The following is a 15,074-nucleotide window of genomic DNA, read 5'->3' on the forward strand; positions in this document are numbered from 1 at the left end:
ATAACGGGTGTTAATATAGCTTCGCTTACAGTTATAAAATCTCTCAATGTATTGCAATAATGCTAGAGTTGCTTGCTTAAACGTGACATATTGTGTGAAGTGTACTTCTTTTTTAGAATGGCGTGAAACGACTTGATACAAGTGTTATCATACGGACACTTCCTCTTTGAAATCTATTGTAAAAGGTAAGAACTTCATGAAATTGCGTCCATATAATCATACGAATATACATGAACTTAAAACGCTTGATTGTCTACAATAGACGATGAGTGATTTTTTGCGTTTTAGCATAGAAATGATATATTATATTTTTATAAATTCATGAAGTGATTTATAGATTATAATGGCTATGTATAAAGTAAGACCGTAGTAGAGAAATATTATAAAAAGTGTCAAAGCAACAACCAACCATGGATTAGTAGCAAAATTGCAATTGGTAAGCAAGACTCTTCAGTTCTAAAGAATTAATCTAAGGAGTGAAAAAGTAGTATGAGAGAATTTGAAGATAAATTTAGTGAATTGCAAGCAGATATGATATCTATATGTATGGAATATATTGAGGATAGAGCAGATAAATTATATGTTTATGCTTCTTGTGAAGGAAATATTATTTCGAGTAAGTTCTTTTATTTAATTAACAATAAGTACGTAAAATGTCATAAAGTGAATGATGTATTGAAGGATGGAGACGAAAGATACGATGTGTCTCCGAACAGAATGCTCATGGTTTTGAACATAATAAATGAAGATATTGAAAAAGTAGAAGCATTATGTAAAGAATATGAGAGAGAGATGCCGACCGAGATGAAATTAATCTATAATGTTCAAAGCGGCAACTTTAAAGCTGAATACAATTATGATTTGGTATATACGAATGATGATGTTAAAACAGCGAATCATATTGCTGATGAGTGGTTTGAAGAAGTGAAAAATAATAACCTTTAAAAGGTTTACAGTAATAGTTATATCTAAGTTGAATGGATAACTCATGGTGGTTGTACCATCATGGGGTACTATATGCAATTCTAGAATAGAAAACGAAGTACGAGATTAAGCGAGATGACATTTTAAGCACATGGAATGTATATGAAACTAATGAACTCGTACAAACTCGTAAGTTTTAACGTAGTAGTTGTTATGGCATATAAAAGGTGTCATACTTTCATTATAAAACTTACAAATGTAATATTACTTAAAAACATATGAACTTAAAGCACTTGATTGTCAACTAAAGACAACAAGTGCTTTTTATTTTGGGATTATAACATAGGGTACGGGTAAAAGTAGTGCTGAAGTAAGTGAAGTTAAAACATTAGTGGACAAAGGAAACATTTTACAAACGGAAGAAAAAATAGGTTAAAATCGAATATTAGGTATAAAACAGGGGAGTACGACTATTTTTATGAAACCGATAGTCTTGGAAGAATTGAAAAATTTGAAACAGATAAGCTAGAATTAACTGAAAGAGAAAAGAGATTATCACATAGTAAAAATACACCCGGTAAAGTAAAAGGGCAAGACCATGCAGGGCTTTTAGCAGGTGATAGATTTGGAGGATCACCTAAAATTGATAATTTGGTTTCGCAATTATCTGATGTTAATTTGAAGCAATATAAGAAGATTGAAGAAGAATGGGCTGCAGCTTTGAAAGCAGAACCCCCTAAAGAAGTAACAGTTAATGTTGATATAATTTACTCTGGAAGCGATATGCGTCCTGAGAAATTTAAAGTTCTGTATACCATTGATGGTAAAAGAAACTTAAGAGTTCTTGAAAATTAATTTAAGGAGTGAAAAAGTAATATGAAAGAATTTGAAGATAAGTTTAGTGAATTACAAGCAGATATGATATCCATATGTATGGAATATGTTGAAAATAGGGCTGATAAAGTGTATGTTTATGCTTCACGTGAAGAAGGAGTTACTGCAAGCGACTTTTTTTATTTGATTAATAATAAGTACGTAGAGCCTCATAAATTGAATGATGCGTTGGAAGATGGGGATGAAAGATATGATACATCAGCAGAACGAAATTTTATGGTACTAGATATCCTGAGTGAGGATATCGGAAAAATTAAAGCATTGTGCCAAGAATATAAAAGAGATATGCCTACTGAGATGAAATTAATATATGATGTTAAGAGTGGCAAGTTTAAAGCTGAGTATAAGTATGATTTAGTATATACAAATGACGATGTTAAAACGGCTGGGCATATTGCTAATGAGTGGTTTGAGGAAGTGAAAAATAATAACCTTTAAAAGGTTTACAGTAATAGTTATATCTAAGTTGAATGGATAACTCATGGTGGTTGTACCATCATGGGGCACTATGTGTAATGATAGAATAGAAAACGAGGTTCGAGATTAGGTAAGATGACGAATTACTAGGCGATGAATATAAACGGATGGAATGAACATAAAACCAACGAACTCGTACAAACTCGTAAGTTTTAATGCAATACTTGTCCCGATATATATAAGGTGTCATACTGTTACTACAAGACTTACAAAATTAACAATACTTAAAAACAAATGAACTTAAAGCACTTGATTGTCTATGATAGGCAACAAGTGCTTTTTTAATTGATTGGTATGCTTTAACTTCATAAATAGTTGGTAAGTTGGAAGAAGTAGCGACATTCATGAATAAGTTGCCGGGTAGTATGAAGAATGTCGTGGAGGAGATTAAAAATATTGAGATCCCGAATTTATTCCATGAACCTTCCCTAGCAGGCATTGGGAATGGAGGAGAAAGAAACGTACTTGGTGGATAGTTATTTTCTGTTGCTAAGAGTGAAACTAAGGGTACGGGAAAAGTGTATCCAACAAGACAAATAGATTCAGTAGCGGAAGCACATATAATTGATAGAGTGAAAGAGCTAAGAGGGAATTTATCAAGTAAATATAAAAAAGCTGGTAATTTTGCCCTTGCAGAAGTGGATGTTAATAGTTTAAACAAAAAGGAGTTTTATGCTTCAAGTAAAATAGATGAATTTAAAGGGAATTTAGAAGAAAAAGTTCCTGAAATTTCATTAAAACCAAATGAGCCAATTTTTGAGGCATCTCTAGCACCTGGTAAAGATGGAAAACCTTATATGCGAGATTCTGACACTGAGTATAAGATTTTGAATGAAATTGCTTTAAAACTGGGTGATGATGCAAATGCCACTGGTAAAATTAAGTTATTCACAGAACTAGATACGTGTGATAGTTGTAGCAAAGTAATAGCTGAATTTGCTAATAAATATAAGAATATTGAATTGGAAGTTATTCACAATAACGGTGAAAGACTTAAACCATAAAAGAGGAGTGATATCATGGAAGACTGGGAATATAATGAAATATTTGAGGCGATTAACGAAGACTATAATGATTATTTAAAATTAAATAGGGGACATGAATATGCAATAGCAAGAACTGTTAATGAATATATAAATCTTGGAAAGGTAGAAGACTTTATTGTTGATACTGCTGTAGGTGAAACGTTGTTATCCAAAAATAAGGTCTTTATTGGATATGTTGAAGGGATAACAAAGAGATTAAGTATGTTTAAAAATTTAGATGTTACAAACGAACTGACACAAGAAGAAATAGCAGACTTGACTAATAGGATAGAGAAAGTATTAGATGGTCTTAGTAAGGTTGAGATAGATTATAACCCTTATTCCGAGTAGTTATTTGCGAAATTGAATAAGAATATTTTTAAATTATGAATTGATGATGTAATTAACTAAAAAGCACTTGATTTCCTTTTAGGGCATTAGGTGCTTTTTATGAGATATTTATGCTTTGGACAACATGAATGATGATATGCTGAAATTCAGAGCCCATGAAGGTAGTACCATCATGGAGTAAAATGTGCAATGATAGAATAGAAAACAAAGTACGAGCTTAGGCGAGATGACACTTTACCGGGCGATAAATATAAACACATGGAATGCATATTAAACTAACGAACTCGTACAAACTCGTAAGTTTTAACATAGTATTTGTCATGGTGTACAAAAGGTGTCATACTGTTACTACAAAACTTATAAATTTATGCTACTTAAAAACATATGAACTCAAAGCACTTGATTGTCTACGATAGGCAAAGAGTGCTTTTTGTGTTTTAGCATGAAGAGTGAAAAGAGCGTTATAATTTTATAAGTGCACTAAGGGTACGGGTAATATTGGTAAGGGATCCAGTGGGGCTAATGAATTCGATGATATCTTAGTTGATTCATACAAAAATCTGAGGAAAAATAAAGAAAATTCAGGTCAAGCACATCATTTGAATCAAGATGCTGCTTTTAGGGACTATATTCTAAGAAATGACGGACTTTCTGTAAAATTGGAAGGAAATATATTTAAAAATATAGATAGCCCCCATTACAATGCTCATAAAAGTTTAGAAGATTTTTGGAATATTTACAGGAAAAATGGAGATCTAGCAGGGCTTAAACCTAATTTAACAGACTATAACAATGCATTGAGAGATTCTTTAATTAATGCAGGGTTATCAGAAGCACAAGTAAACAAAGCAGTTTCAGAACCGATCAAGCAACAAATAAATGCTGGTCTTTTGGCTGATGATTTCGTACCTAGAATACCGGGGAGAATTAATTTACCAAAACCAAAACCTTGATGGAGGAAGTAAAGTGAGATTAGAAAATGAAGTCGTGAAGTCTTTATGTAGAATTGATTTTTTATCACACACTAGAAAATTAGAAATTGATTTTGAGATAGTACCAACTTTAAAATTGGCTAGTAAAAGTATTAATCAATTAAAGTGGGAGAACCTTTGTTTAGATAGAATAGGAGATGTTACTTCACATTTATCAAAGAATTATAAAGAAATGTATAATAAAAATTGGAATAATTTAGCGATGGATATAAAAAAAGAAATTATTCCCATTGTTGATGAAAAATTGTCTGTTCTGATTAGTGAAGGACAACTTTTAGAAAACATGAAAAGTCAAATTTTATTTGATATAATGAATATCGCACTATATAAAAGTTATTCTTTAGTATGCGAGTCTGAATTTTATAATTGTTTATACGAAATATATATAAATGGTTATATTCCATGTGGGTGGACTAGAGAATATCCTAAAGGAAATATAAAAGTTATATGATAAGGAGTGAAGTTTTTTGGAAGAAAATAAAGATTTCCTTAATGAATGTATGAATATTATAAATACTACCATATATAAGGTTTTTAAAATAGACATCAATGATGAACAAGAAAAGCAAATCTTAGGTGCATACCTTTTTGGAATGTTTAATGGATTAGGACACGAAAAAAATATTAAACCTGTTGACATACAAGGTGCTATGATTCAGATTTTAAACGAAAAACTAAATTATTCTTTAGAGTCTTCTGTTCAATTTAGCCAGTTTCTTATTAATTCCACAGATAAAAATTTCCATCCTACTATGTTTGCTATTATTCATAGAGGATTGGAAGGATATTTCATGTATAAAGATGGTAGAAATGAAGAATTATCACGAGATTTTCATGATATTATTGAAGTTGTTAAAACAGCAACTTAAATTAGAATTAAGATAGTATGTGCGATTTCACTAGATTCTATGAGCGAAGGAGAAAGATTTTTAAAGAATAAAGTGAAATGGCTAAAGCAAGTGATGGGCATGTTAAACTAGAAAGAGGTCGAGATAATTCAAAGCCAATTATTATAGTGAAAGTTTCTTGAGAACTTATTCGGAAACAGGGTACGATGCACATGAAAATAAAAATGACATTTATAGTGGTTACTGGAGTTTTGAAAGTGAAGCAATCGTAAAAATTTTAAAATTAGATGACTCAACTTTGAAAGATACTTCGTACTACCCTTATGATATGGTGCATTACCAAGAAAAATAAGTGTAAGAATCCACAGTGATAAACTTTTACACTGTGGATTTTTTTGTCCATTTAATCGTTTTATTAAGGGTGAAAAAAGTTCATTTTGTTAATCCAATAGGTAAACATGGTGTCAATCACTTAGGTGGAAATAAATTATGGGGAGATGGTATTAGATGAGTCATATAGAATGGGATAATCCAGATAAACTTGTTAGTCGGGACTATGTACTAGAGGTAGCCCAAAAAATGAGTGTTCATTTTCCGCAAGACTATATTGAATGTGTACTTGAAAATAATGGCGCAAGTGTGGAGCCAGAAGCTTTTGATGTAAAAGGAATAGAGAGGGTATTTGGTTCATTTCTTTCTTATGATGAAAACCGAATTGAGAATATATTAAAGGTTTATGAAAATTATAAAGGAACGATTCCTAGTAATGTTATTCCTTTTGCAATTGACCCTTCAGGAAATTTAATCTGTTTTGATTATCAAAATCATGAAGAAAATCCAATTGTTGTCTTTTGGGAACATGAAGATGCATGGGAAAAGGAAGCGCTGATGGAGAGCGAAGGGATTACGGCAGAAGAAGCAGAGGAAGTCGCAAGAGAAAATGTATTTTTTGTTGCTAATACTTTCACAGAGTTCTTAAGTAAATTACATGATTAATAGAGAGTTAAAATTAAAGGGCTATCTCATAAGTGGTGGGTTTCACTTGCTTATGAGGTACCCCTTTTTATTTTAGAATAGAAGGATTATTTTCACAGAGAGGTTCAACATACTACCTATACTTTTGCAAATTTGTATGTTTAAGTATGAAGAAATCCAGAATTTATAAGGGGATAAGCTCGGCGGAAAAATAGCAAAAAGCATAGATGATATGACAGCCAAATCGAAAAGCTTTGAAGGTGACGACTAAGGTTTAATAACATCTAAACAATGCTGTACAGATTTACATAGCTGGGTGAATAAGCATCATACAGCAAGTAGTAAGATTATAGATGATGAGATAAAGGGTGTAGAGGCTTCTCTTGCTAGTAAGGGTACGGGGAATGCCGTAAGTGATTATCTTGATGATATAATTGTGAACGGGAATGTCGATGCCGCTAAGATGAATAAGCTTAAAAATGCCATTCAAAATAATACTTTTAGTGTAGATGAGCTGTCTGAGATTAGTAAAAAGATGTCTAATTTAGGCATTACTAAAGAATATAATGAAGCATTAATTAAAATTGATTTTGGTAAGTATCTTAGAGGACTAATAGGTGACCCACCTGCTGCTATGAAAAATCCACATGCACATCATATTCTATTTAAAAAAGTTCTTGGTCAGAAGCAACAAGAACTGGTTCGAGAAGGTCAAGAAATATTAAGAAGGTATGGGATAGACCCAATAATTGGTGAAGAAAACCTTGTTTGGGCACCAAATGCTGTAATAGGACAACATAGTCTTGATGCTTTGGAGGAAGTAGTGAATCGGTTAAGAGCTGTTGAAGAAATGGACGGTGACTTTGATGATATTGTTGAAGCTCTTGAAGATTTAGGAGACATAGCTAGTACAAGATAGTAGAGATACAGGAGGTAATGTTATGGATGAAAAAAGTCTAAATAAAACAATAAGAAATGCTATTAAGCTTGGTGATATTAACGAAGTAAAACGTTTAATAGGAGATAATCCAGAATCTTTACATTCAATGACACCATTTGGTACGTGGTTACATGTTGCAGCAAAGAAAGGGCATTTTGGAATAGTGGAATATTTAATCCATAAAGGAATTGATGTTAATACAAAAGGTGATATATTTGATGCTTCCCCTTTAAGATTGGCAGCAGGAGCGGGGCATTTGGAGCTGGTAAAGTATTTAATTGAAGCTGGCACAGAATTAGATGTGAGCTTAGCAAAAAGAAATCCATTATTTGGTGCGATTTATGGTGGACATAAAGAAGTAGCTGAGTTTCTAGTTGAAAAAGGAATAGATATTTCAATTAGATACACTGGAGAAAATATTAAGAATATGGATGCTTATGAATATGCTAGAGAATTTGGGCAAACAGAAATTGCTGAATATTTAAAGCAGAAGATGGATGAAAAAGAATAGGCTGTTAAAAAGTACATACTCCATGATGGTTGTACCATCATAGAGTATTATGTGTAATGATAGAATAGAAAAAGAGGTACGACCTTAGGTGAGATGACATTTTATTGGGCGATGAATAAAACACATAGAATGTATATGAAACTAACGAACTCGTACAAAATTGTAAGGTTTAACGTAGTAGTTGTCACGATATATTAAAGGTGTCATACTGTTACTACAAAACTTACAAATTTATGCTACTTAAAAACAAATGAACTTAAAGCACTTGATTGTCTATGACAGGCAACAAGTGCTTTTTTTATTGATTGGTATGCTTTAACTTCATAAATAGTTGGTAAGTTGGAAGAAGTAGCGGCATTCATGAATAAGTTGCCGGGTAGTATGAAGAATGCCTTGGAGAAGATTAAAAATATTGAGATCCCGAATTTATTCCCTGAACCTGCGCTAGCAGGTGGAGGGAAAGTCGGAGAAAGAAAGACACTTGGAGAGTTATTTTCTACTGGAACTCAGGGTACGGTAAATAGGACAGTAAATGGTACTGCTGGAGCAAGTGGCGTTAAAACAGTAGTTGGAGCAGGAGAACACTTTACAAACGGAAGAAAAAATAGATTAAAGCCTGATATTAGGTATAAAACAGGAGAGTATGACTATTTTTATGAAACCGATAGTCTTGGAAGAATTGAAAAATTTGAAACAGACAAGTTACAATTAACTGAAAGAGAGAAGAGATTATCACATAGTAAAAATACACTTGGTAAAGTAAAAGGACAAGACCATGCAGGACATTTGATAGGTGATAGATTTGGAGGATCACCTAAAATTGATAATTTGGTTTCGCAATTATCTGATGTTAATTTGAAGGAATATAAGAAGATTGAAGAAGAATGGGCTAAAGCTTTGAAAGCAGAACCCCCTAAAGAAGTAACAGTTGATGTTGAAATAATTTATTCTGGAAATGATATGCGCCCAGATAAATTTATAGTTAATTACTCTATTGATGGTATGGCGGACTTCCGAGTTATTAAAAATTAATTTAAGGAGTGAAAAAGTAGTATGAGAGAATTTGAAGATAAATTTAGTGATTTGCAAGCAGATATGATATCTATATGTATGGAATATGTTGAAGATAGGGCCGATAAAGTGTATGTTTATGCTTCACGTGAGGCAGGAATTATTTCGGGAGGTTTCTTTTATTGCATTAACAATAAGTATGTAAAACGTCATAAAGTAAATGATGCATTGGAAGATGGAGACGAAAGATACGATGTGTCCACAAAACGACAGTCTATGGTATTGCGTATCATATGTGAAGATATTGAAAAAATTGAAGAATTATGCAAAGAATATGAAAGAGACATGCCAACGGAGATGAAATTAATATATGATGTTCATAGTGGCAACTTTAAAGCTAAATATAAGTATGATTTAGTATATACGAATGATGATGTTAAAACAGCTAGCCATATTGCTGATGAGTGGTTTGAGGAAGTGAAAAATAATAACCTTTAAAAGGTTCATAGTAATAGTTATATCTAAGTTGAATGAATAACTTATGATGGTTGTACCATCATAGAGTACTATGTGCAATAATAGAATAGAAAACGAAGTACAAGCTTAGGCGAGATGATATTTTATTGTGCGGCGGGTACAAAGACATGGAGTGTATAGTAAACTAACGAACTCGTACAAACTCGTAAATTCTAACGTATTACTTGTCATGACATATGAAGGGTTTCATACTGTTACTAGAAAAATTACAAAGTTATGCTACATAAAACCAGTTGAATTTAAAGCACTTGATTGTCGATTAAAGACAACAAGTGCTTTTTTATTAATAGGGGGCCTATAGATTCATAAAAGTATTTTTTATAAATTAAGGAAAATACAAATTGCTAGTATAATTAAAATAGTAAAAGCAGCAGACAACGTATCCGCCACCTTTAAAGGTGTGGATTTATTTTTTAGTATTAAGGGAGGATATAAATGAAACCTAATTATTTTTCAATTTCAATGTACCCCACAGTATCTTTTAACGAGGAAGAGATACTAGGGCGTCTTTTGGATGTGTTTGAGTCAAATGAGAAATTTGCTCCTACTCATTGGGGCAACTGTGAAACGGTACGGGTAGAATATAACCGTCAGGAAATTCTAGAAAAAGTAATTTCGGAGCGTAGGGTATCTGAAGTTCACCTGTATCGTGATAAATCTGTGAACTATAGAGGGAGTTTTCAAGTTAATTGGAGCCATCGTTCATTTTTGAAGTTTGAGTTTCATAAATCTATACCACAAAAATTATGGCCAGATTTTTTTGCATTATCTGATCAAATCTCGGAAATTGCGAAACCTCGTTTTGGAGTAGCTCAAATTTGTTGGCCAGTACCCAATCCTTGGAACACCGAACGTGAACGCTTACAGAAGTGGATGAATATTTCGTCTCTACCTATACCGGTTAGATTTCTTCCTAACGGTCCCTTAGGACTAGGGGCTAGAACATATTTTAGTGGTAATATTTTAGAAATGTTTGATAAGGAATTATTACTAAATAGTCCAGCTGTCGTATCAGAACTGGATTGGGGTGGGATTTGTATAGATCTTTTACAAAATCCATTAGAAGCTGATAATGATACATTGCTTGATAGTTGGTTACATGTAATGAAATATTTGGAACCAGCTCAAGTAATGGCTATACCGAGTTTTCATGAAAGTCGGATGGTTGTAACCTATTCTCCAAATGTCGTTTGGAAGGACTATCTGGAAAGTTAAATGAAAGGAATTCGTAATCATGAATGAGAAAAGTAATGATAGAATAAGAGTCATGGAAATATTAAATCGATCTCAATACAATGATGAGGTTATAGATGGGCTAGATATGAGTGATTTGGACCTTACTTTTTCAGACCTGTCAGAGGTAATGGGAGATCGTATTATGGCAAAACGGGTTATGTTAAGGGCTTCTTCATTAATGAGAGCATCGTTTCATGATTGTGATTTTGAGTTGGCTGATTTCAGAAGTTGTAATTTAGAGGAAATACACATTGCAGATTGTAGGTTTGGTGAAGCGAATTTCTCTAAAGCGAATATGAAATATGCGAAATTGAATATAAGTAGTTGTTTTGAAACATGTTTTGACGAAGTTGATTTTTCATATGGAGAACTAGTTGGAACAATTTTAAATCATGCTACTTTTCGCCATGCGAATTTATCTGGAATTGATGCTACACAGGCGTATTGCACTGGAACGGATTTTAGCAGTGCCAATCTTACAAATGGTAAATTTGAAAAGACGGATTTGGAAAATGCAAATTTATCAGAAGTAGATGCTAGAAATGCAGATTTTACAAATGCAGATTTAACAGGAGCAATCCTTTTAAATGGGAATTTTACGGAAGCGGATTTTACCGGTGCTAAACTTGACAATGTGGTTTGGACAGGAGCAAATGTAGAAGGAGCTAAGTTTGACGAAAATGTGAAGGAACAAGTGTTGAAAATGATATAGAAGTTGATTTTGAATCGTATGTAAACTTGGCAAATAAGTTTTAATGTATTATTTGTCACAACATGTAAAGGGTGTCACACTGTCACTATAAAACTTGCAAACATTCATAGGGAGGATACAATGATAAACCAAAAAAAGTTAGAAATGGCTTTTAAAAGTTATAGCAAAAATTTTGTGGATGGAATCAAATTTGAAGATGTGAAAGATAAATATAATGTCAGTAGAAGAAAGATTGAGAAAATCGTTGAGCAAAATGAAACAGATAAAGATCACATACTATTAATAAATCTAAGTAAAATTTCCTCATATCACTTGTCATTATGGAAAAACGATGTATTGATCAGCGGTGGAAACAATGCAGAAGGATTAAAGAACATGCAGAAGGTTTTATTTTACCAGTGCATGGGACAGGATCTCTATACAAGCAGGTATCCAGGGATGATCTTGGGATATACGTTTAGAGAAGTCGTCCTCACATTAGTTCATTTTGCAATGTATGGATGGGAGAAAGAAGAAAATATATTATATGATTTTATGACTCATCACTTCGGTGAACATTTAATAGATGCCAATGAAGAGGATAGACATATTTGGTTTTTGCTAGAGCTGTACTTGCAGTATAGAAATAAAACCATCATGGGAACGAATAAAAAATTGCATCTAGCTGTGAAAAATAAGTTTAAGGAAGCTGAACTGCGATGCGGCTCAATCCCTGAAGACCTGAACATTTATGATGAAGTGCTGGAACGTTGGTCGACTGGTGATTTAGAAGAAATAGAACATCTAATTTCGATAATGTCACAGTATCATTCTGCATTAGCTTCTGAAATCGGACAGCTAGGTGAATTTGGCGATTTCGGATACGGATTTTATCCTTTTGAAATTTTATTCTTGATCCATGTAAGAAAACAACTAGGGTTGCCAGTACCTACTCAATTCGATAATTTTCTGATGAATACTCCAGAAGCGAAAATGGTATTTAGAGAACGTGAGCCATACCCTGAGTGGGACCCAGTGCTTCAGATGATCGATCAATTTTATCGTAAAAACTACCCAGAATATATTCCTAACAAGCATGGAGAATTATTTCAATAAAAGGGAGGAAGCTAATATGCCGGATAAAGGGATAGCACAGATTATATTTCCTGATAGCAAGGATTTGGAAACGTTTTTGAAGGAGCAAGGAAGTTATGACTTACATGAAGACCTATTAAAATATGGATTGACGACGAAACAGTTTTTATACGTTGACTATAAAGGTGAGCAATACCAAGAAATTGTCAATTTTATTCTTGATTACGAATTTTCCCACCAAATCGAATTAGCAACACAAGAAGAACTCGAGAAATTAGAAGCATTTCATTATGAATTTTTACCTGAAAAGATCCAGGAGGTCAACAAAATACTGTCACCAAAGGGGTATGGACTATTTTCATATCCAAATTCGGGCGACTTCTTCGCACTATTCATTGTAAAAATAGAGACTATAACAAAATTGCTGCAAGAAGAAGTGCTGCTCGATGATAGAATCCCTTTTCAAGAAAGGTGTATCAAGTATTATAGATAGACCTAAGATTGTATGTTTTCAACCTTGACTCCGGTCAAGGTTTCTTTATAAGTTAATATCAAGATTGCATAGCTATTTAGAATGTGCTATTTTTGGCCATGTACGATTGTAATAACGCCATGTGTTACGGTAATCGTTCATGTTCTTGCAAATCTATTTAAAACTTTTCGCATGAACATTAGTCAAAATAATAAAGATGTTTTGAATTTGGAAGGCTTGATACTAGAAATAGAAAAATAAGTTGAAAAATGTGCCTATTTTGTGAGTTACTTGGACACTGACAAAGGTACATGCTCAATAAAGGAAGTCAATAGCAACGTTAGGAGAACGTAGTGGCTATTGACTTTTTTATTTTTACAATTGGGTTAGAATGAGGGTAAAACAATGCAACTCGTGCCAACAATCATAAATGCTGAATTTGGACATCTGGGTGGTGTAGGAGAGAGAAACGCAGGAGCGTTTAAACCCGGAGGATTTGCTAATAGACATAAGGAGGAGCTTGTAAAATGATTTTAAATGATTCAGTTTTCGGTAAACTCGAATATGATTTTATATGGTCTAAGGATACTACCATTAGTTTTTTGGGAAATGAAGTCGAAATAGCATTGATAGTGAAGGGTGATGAGTCTGGTCAATTTGATGAAGAACAATATGTAGCATACACCTCGCTTATGCAAAATTGGGAACACTTGCAACAAAGTTTTTTGCAACCGATTTTAGAGTATTATAAACAAGAGCGACATGAACTAGGTTATGATATTGAAGTAAATGAAAGTTATCCATTAGTTGAAACAACTGATCAAATATTAGAAATGATAGATTTAGACGGGATTGTTGTTCCTTATGGGGATTTGTGTGAAGGTAGAGACATTAGATTTACACTTAATTGTACATGGGATACAGAGAATGGGCTAGGAATTCGTATGTTAAATGAGAGAGTAACTGAAGTGGGTTACCAGGATATTGCGATTTAAGTGTAACTATTAATCAATAATACACATGGATTGGAACTTATCAGCATAGGGAAATATAGACAGATAAAACAAACTTTAAATGAAGATAAAAATATATATGAGTACATTGTAGATTATTGCAATAGACATATATAGGATAGGAGAAAAGATGGCAGTTATAGATTTGGATCAGATAGATGCAATTGGAGTAGAAGATAAAAAGCTAAAGTTGTTAATAATAGACTATCTAGACTGGGAATATGAAGACATGCATCTAGACGTACTACAAGAAAAAATTAATAATTACTTAGTATATCTTGAAGATAAGCAGTATATTAAAGATTATGGAGATAACTTTGAGAAAAAAATAATTGATATACATTTTCAACATGGTGTTTCGGAAAATGGCTTGAAATTTCTGAACGTAATTTCCAGTCAACTAAATGATACTGACATATTCATCAATATTCACTTACCAGAAGAATAATTTTTTATTACTTGTATACGTTCTAATTTATTTTGCTAGATTTTTGGATTAAGGAAAGAACTTTTCGAAGAAGAAGTTTTTTAGAATTGTATATCTTAATGAACCATGTAACCTGGCTTTGAGTAAGTGAAGAGAAAGTTATAGATGGAGTAGAATCAACAAAAGGGACCTCATATTTGAGGTCTCTTTTGTTGACTCTATTAAAGAAATTTCTAATTAAATATTGGTATAAAAAACCAGTTATTAATGCTTTTGAGTATATAAATGGTGTTTTTGGATTGCCTCAAGGCACAAGCAATGCATTTGTTGTAAGTTATCCGAAAATAATGAATTAGAAGACGAAAACAACCTATCTATTTGAAAGACTTGTAGGAGATGGAATATCGGCAGTAGGATCTATGGTTGCAATTTTTGAAGGTACTTCGTTAAAAGGTACTTTGAATTTCTTATCCGCTGTAACAACAGTGGGAACAGCTGGGTTAGCAACACCAATCGTTATCCTAGCTAATATAGCAGCAACTGCAGCAGGAGCAACTATAGCTTCATAAGGGGATATTTTTGGTATAATAAAGTACAAAATAGTGCGGAGACTCTCCTGAAATTTCAATTTACTTCGTCCTCTGATGGACGTGTG

General features: G+C 32.9%; 23 protein-coding genes and 2 pseudogenes. All 25 read left to right on the forward strand.

Going from position 1 to position 15,074, the window contains the following annotated elements; genetic code table 11:
• Positions 1–489 precede the first annotated feature (489 nt).
• The 25 genes and pseudogenes from AC1DKZ_RS28170 to AC1DKZ_RS28290 all read left to right on the forward strand — a co-directional run bounded on the left by AC1DKZ_RS28170 (position 490) and on the right by AC1DKZ_RS28290 (position 14,988).
• Positions 490–945, forward strand: coding sequence for an immunity protein YezG family protein (locus AC1DKZ_RS28170; protein WP_070140256.1), 456 nt, complete (start codon positions 490–492; stop codon positions 943–945).
• Between the two features lie 141 nt (positions 946–1,086).
• Positions 1,087–1,270, forward strand: a pseudogene (locus AC1DKZ_RS28175) (hypothetical protein).
• 155 nt (positions 1,271–1,425) lie between these two features.
• Complete coding sequence (locus AC1DKZ_RS28180) at positions 1,426–1,779, forward strand: DNA/RNA non-specific endonuclease (RefSeq protein WP_476997566.1); 354 nt, start codon at positions 1,426–1,428, stop codon at positions 1,777–1,779.
• Between the two features lie 21 nt (positions 1,780–1,800).
• The gene (locus tag AC1DKZ_RS28185) at positions 1,801–2,256 is read left to right on the forward strand and encodes an immunity protein YezG family protein (RefSeq protein WP_327818791.1); all 456 of its coding nucleotides are present in this window, start codon (positions 1,801–1,803) and stop codon (positions 2,254–2,256) included.
• A gap of 383 nt (positions 2,257–2,639) precedes the next feature.
• Positions 2,640–2,771, forward strand: a complete 132-nt coding sequence (locus AC1DKZ_RS28190) for a hypothetical protein (protein WP_257150148.1) — start codon at positions 2,640–2,642, stop codon at positions 2,769–2,771.
• Between the two features lie 42 nt (positions 2,772–2,813).
• Positions 2,814–3,299 carry a deaminase domain-containing protein gene (locus tag AC1DKZ_RS28195; protein ID WP_476997533.1) on the forward strand — a complete coding sequence of 162 codons (486 nt, stop codon included), beginning with the start codon at positions 2,814–2,816 and terminating at the stop codon, positions 3,297–3,299.
• A 15-nt stretch (positions 3,300–3,314) separates the two neighbouring features.
• Positions 3,315–3,671: an Imm3 family immunity protein gene (locus tag AC1DKZ_RS28200; protein ID WP_087996834.1), complete on the forward strand. Its 357-nt coding sequence runs from the start codon at positions 3,315–3,317 to the stop codon at positions 3,669–3,671.
• A 599-nt stretch (positions 3,672–4,270) separates the two neighbouring features.
• Positions 4,271–4,624: a type IV secretion protein Rhs gene (locus AC1DKZ_RS28205; RefSeq protein WP_234705730.1), complete on the forward strand. Its 354-nt coding sequence runs from the start codon at positions 4,271–4,273 to the stop codon at positions 4,622–4,624.
• A 13-nt stretch (positions 4,625–4,637) separates the two neighbouring features.
• Positions 4,638–5,114 carry a hypothetical protein gene (locus AC1DKZ_RS28210; RefSeq protein ID WP_476997534.1) on the forward strand — a complete coding sequence of 159 codons (477 nt, stop codon included), beginning with the start codon at positions 4,638–4,640 and terminating at the stop codon, positions 5,112–5,114.
• A 16-nt stretch (positions 5,115–5,130) separates the two neighbouring features.
• Positions 5,131–5,532, forward strand: coding sequence for an Imm48 family immunity protein (imm48, locus tag AC1DKZ_RS28215; RefSeq protein WP_476997535.1), 402 nt, complete (start codon positions 5,131–5,133; stop codon positions 5,530–5,532).
• Between the two features lie 157 nt (positions 5,533–5,689).
• The gene (locus AC1DKZ_RS28220) at positions 5,690–5,863 is read left to right on the forward strand and encodes a PoNe immunity protein domain-containing protein (RefSeq protein WP_080784521.1); all 174 of its coding nucleotides are present in this window, start codon (positions 5,690–5,692) and stop codon (positions 5,861–5,863) included.
• Positions 5,864–6,018: 155 nt separating this feature from the next.
• Positions 6,019–6,507: an SMI1/KNR4 family protein gene (locus AC1DKZ_RS28225; RefSeq protein WP_476997536.1), complete on the forward strand. Its 489-nt coding sequence runs from the start codon at positions 6,019–6,021 to the stop codon at positions 6,505–6,507.
• A gap of 175 nt (positions 6,508–6,682) precedes the next feature.
• A pseudogene (locus tag AC1DKZ_RS28230) lies at positions 6,683–6,889 on the forward strand (hypothetical protein); the annotation flags it as partial.
• Between the two features lie 60 nt (positions 6,890–6,949).
• A complete protein-coding gene (locus AC1DKZ_RS28235; protein ID WP_044441128.1) occupies positions 6,950–7,405 on the forward strand; it encodes an AHH domain-containing protein in 456 nt (151 codons plus the stop codon).
• Positions 7,406–7,427: 22 nt separating this feature from the next.
• Positions 7,428–7,937 carry an ankyrin repeat domain-containing protein gene (locus AC1DKZ_RS28240; RefSeq protein WP_476997537.1) on the forward strand — a complete coding sequence of 170 codons (510 nt, stop codon included), beginning with the start codon at positions 7,428–7,430 and terminating at the stop codon, positions 7,935–7,937.
• Positions 7,938–8,297: 360 nt separating this feature from the next.
• Entirely contained in the window at positions 8,298–8,969 is a 672-nt protein-coding gene (locus AC1DKZ_RS28245; protein WP_476997538.1) for a DNA/RNA non-specific endonuclease, read from the forward strand.
• Positions 8,970–8,990: 21 nt separating this feature from the next.
• On the forward strand, positions 8,991–9,446 hold the full coding sequence (locus AC1DKZ_RS28250) for a DUF600 domain-containing protein (RefSeq protein ID WP_476997539.1): 456 nt from the start codon (positions 8,991–8,993) through the stop codon (positions 9,444–9,446).
• A 474-nt stretch (positions 9,447–9,920) separates the two neighbouring features.
• Positions 9,921–10,700: a hypothetical protein gene (locus tag AC1DKZ_RS28255; protein ID WP_476997540.1), complete on the forward strand. Its 780-nt coding sequence runs from the start codon at positions 9,921–9,923 to the stop codon at positions 10,698–10,700.
• A gap of 19 nt (positions 10,701–10,719) precedes the next feature.
• A complete protein-coding gene (locus tag AC1DKZ_RS28260) occupies positions 10,720–11,433 on the forward strand; it encodes a pentapeptide repeat-containing protein (RefSeq protein ID WP_231348514.1) in 714 nt (237 codons plus the stop codon).
• 120 nt (positions 11,434–11,553) lie between these two features.
• Complete coding sequence (locus AC1DKZ_RS28265) at positions 11,554–12,528, forward strand: hypothetical protein (RefSeq protein ID WP_476997541.1); 975 nt, start codon at positions 11,554–11,556, stop codon at positions 12,526–12,528.
• Between the two features lie 16 nt (positions 12,529–12,544).
• Complete coding sequence (locus tag AC1DKZ_RS28270; protein WP_476997542.1) at positions 12,545–13,000, forward strand: DUF6630 family protein; 456 nt, start codon at positions 12,545–12,547, stop codon at positions 12,998–13,000.
• A 384-nt stretch (positions 13,001–13,384) separates the two neighbouring features.
• Positions 13,385–13,510 (forward strand): hypothetical protein, encoded by a 126-nt coding sequence (locus AC1DKZ_RS28275; RefSeq protein WP_002162014.1) that lies wholly within the window; start codon positions 13,385–13,387, stop codon positions 13,508–13,510.
• Entirely contained in the window at positions 13,507–13,974 is a 468-nt protein-coding gene (locus AC1DKZ_RS28280) for a DUF6985 domain-containing protein (protein ID WP_476997543.1), read from the forward strand. The genes AC1DKZ_RS28275 and AC1DKZ_RS28280 overlap by 4 nt, the downstream gene beginning before the upstream one ends.
• 148 nt (positions 13,975–14,122) lie before the next feature.
• Complete coding sequence (locus AC1DKZ_RS28285) at positions 14,123–14,440, forward strand: DUF6572 domain-containing protein (RefSeq protein WP_476997544.1); 318 nt, start codon at positions 14,123–14,125, stop codon at positions 14,438–14,440.
• Positions 14,441–14,838: 398 nt separating this feature from the next.
• Positions 14,839–14,988 carry a hypothetical protein gene (locus AC1DKZ_RS28290; RefSeq protein ID WP_476997545.1) on the forward strand — a complete coding sequence of 50 codons (150 nt, stop codon included), beginning with the start codon at positions 14,839–14,841 and terminating at the stop codon, positions 14,986–14,988.
• The last annotated feature ends 86 nt before the right edge of the window (positions 14,989–15,074 follow it).

The organism is Bacillus sp. 05T21 (assembly GCF_056396785.1).

Coding starts and splice junctions, on each gene's coding strand:
- AC1DKZ_RS28170 (WP_070140256.1), top strand. CDS start 490: ATGAGAGAATTTGAAGATAAATTTAGTGAATTGCAAGCAGATATGATA.
- AC1DKZ_RS28185 (WP_327818791.1), top strand. CDS start 1,801: ATGAAAGAATTTGAAGATAAGTTTAGTGAATTACAAGCAGATATGATA.
- AC1DKZ_RS28190 (WP_257150148.1), top strand. CDS start 2,640: ATGAATAAGTTGCCGGGTAGTATGAAGAATGTCGTGGAGGAGATTAAA.
- AC1DKZ_RS28200 (WP_087996834.1), top strand. CDS start 3,315: ATGGAAGACTGGGAATATAATGAAATATTTGAGGCGATTAACGAAGAC.
- AC1DKZ_RS28225 (WP_476997536.1), top strand. CDS start 6,019: ATGAGTCATATAGAATGGGATAATCCAGATAAACTTGTTAGTCGGGAC.
- AC1DKZ_RS28235 (WP_044441128.1), top strand. CDS start 6,950: ATGAATAAGCTTAAAAATGCCATTCAAAATAATACTTTTAGTGTAGAT.
- AC1DKZ_RS28240 (WP_476997537.1), top strand. CDS start 7,428: ATGGATGAAAAAAGTCTAAATAAAACAATAAGAAATGCTATTAAGCTT.
- AC1DKZ_RS28245 (WP_476997538.1), top strand. CDS start 8,298: ATGAATAAGTTGCCGGGTAGTATGAAGAATGCCTTGGAGAAGATTAAA.
- AC1DKZ_RS28250 (WP_476997539.1), top strand. CDS start 8,991: ATGAGAGAATTTGAAGATAAATTTAGTGATTTGCAAGCAGATATGATA.
- AC1DKZ_RS28255 (WP_476997540.1), top strand. CDS start 9,921: ATGAAACCTAATTATTTTTCAATTTCAATGTACCCCACAGTATCTTTT.
- AC1DKZ_RS28260 (WP_231348514.1), top strand. CDS start 10,720: ATGAATGAGAAAAGTAATGATAGAATAAGAGTCATGGAAATATTAAAT.
- AC1DKZ_RS28265 (WP_476997541.1), top strand. CDS start 11,554: ATGATAAACCAAAAAAAGTTAGAAATGGCTTTTAAAAGTTATAGCAAA.
- AC1DKZ_RS28270 (WP_476997542.1), top strand. CDS start 12,545: ATGCCGGATAAAGGGATAGCACAGATTATATTTCCTGATAGCAAGGAT.
- AC1DKZ_RS28275 (WP_002162014.1), top strand. CDS start 13,385: ATGCAACTCGTGCCAACAATCATAAATGCTGAATTTGGACATCTGGGT.
- AC1DKZ_RS28280 (WP_476997543.1), top strand. CDS start 13,507: ATGATTTTAAATGATTCAGTTTTCGGTAAACTCGAATATGATTTTATA.
- AC1DKZ_RS28285 (WP_476997544.1), top strand. CDS start 14,123: ATGGCAGTTATAGATTTGGATCAGATAGATGCAATTGGAGTAGAAGAT.
- AC1DKZ_RS28290 (WP_476997545.1), top strand. CDS start 14,839: ATGGTTGCAATTTTTGAAGGTACTTCGTTAAAAGGTACTTTGAATTTC.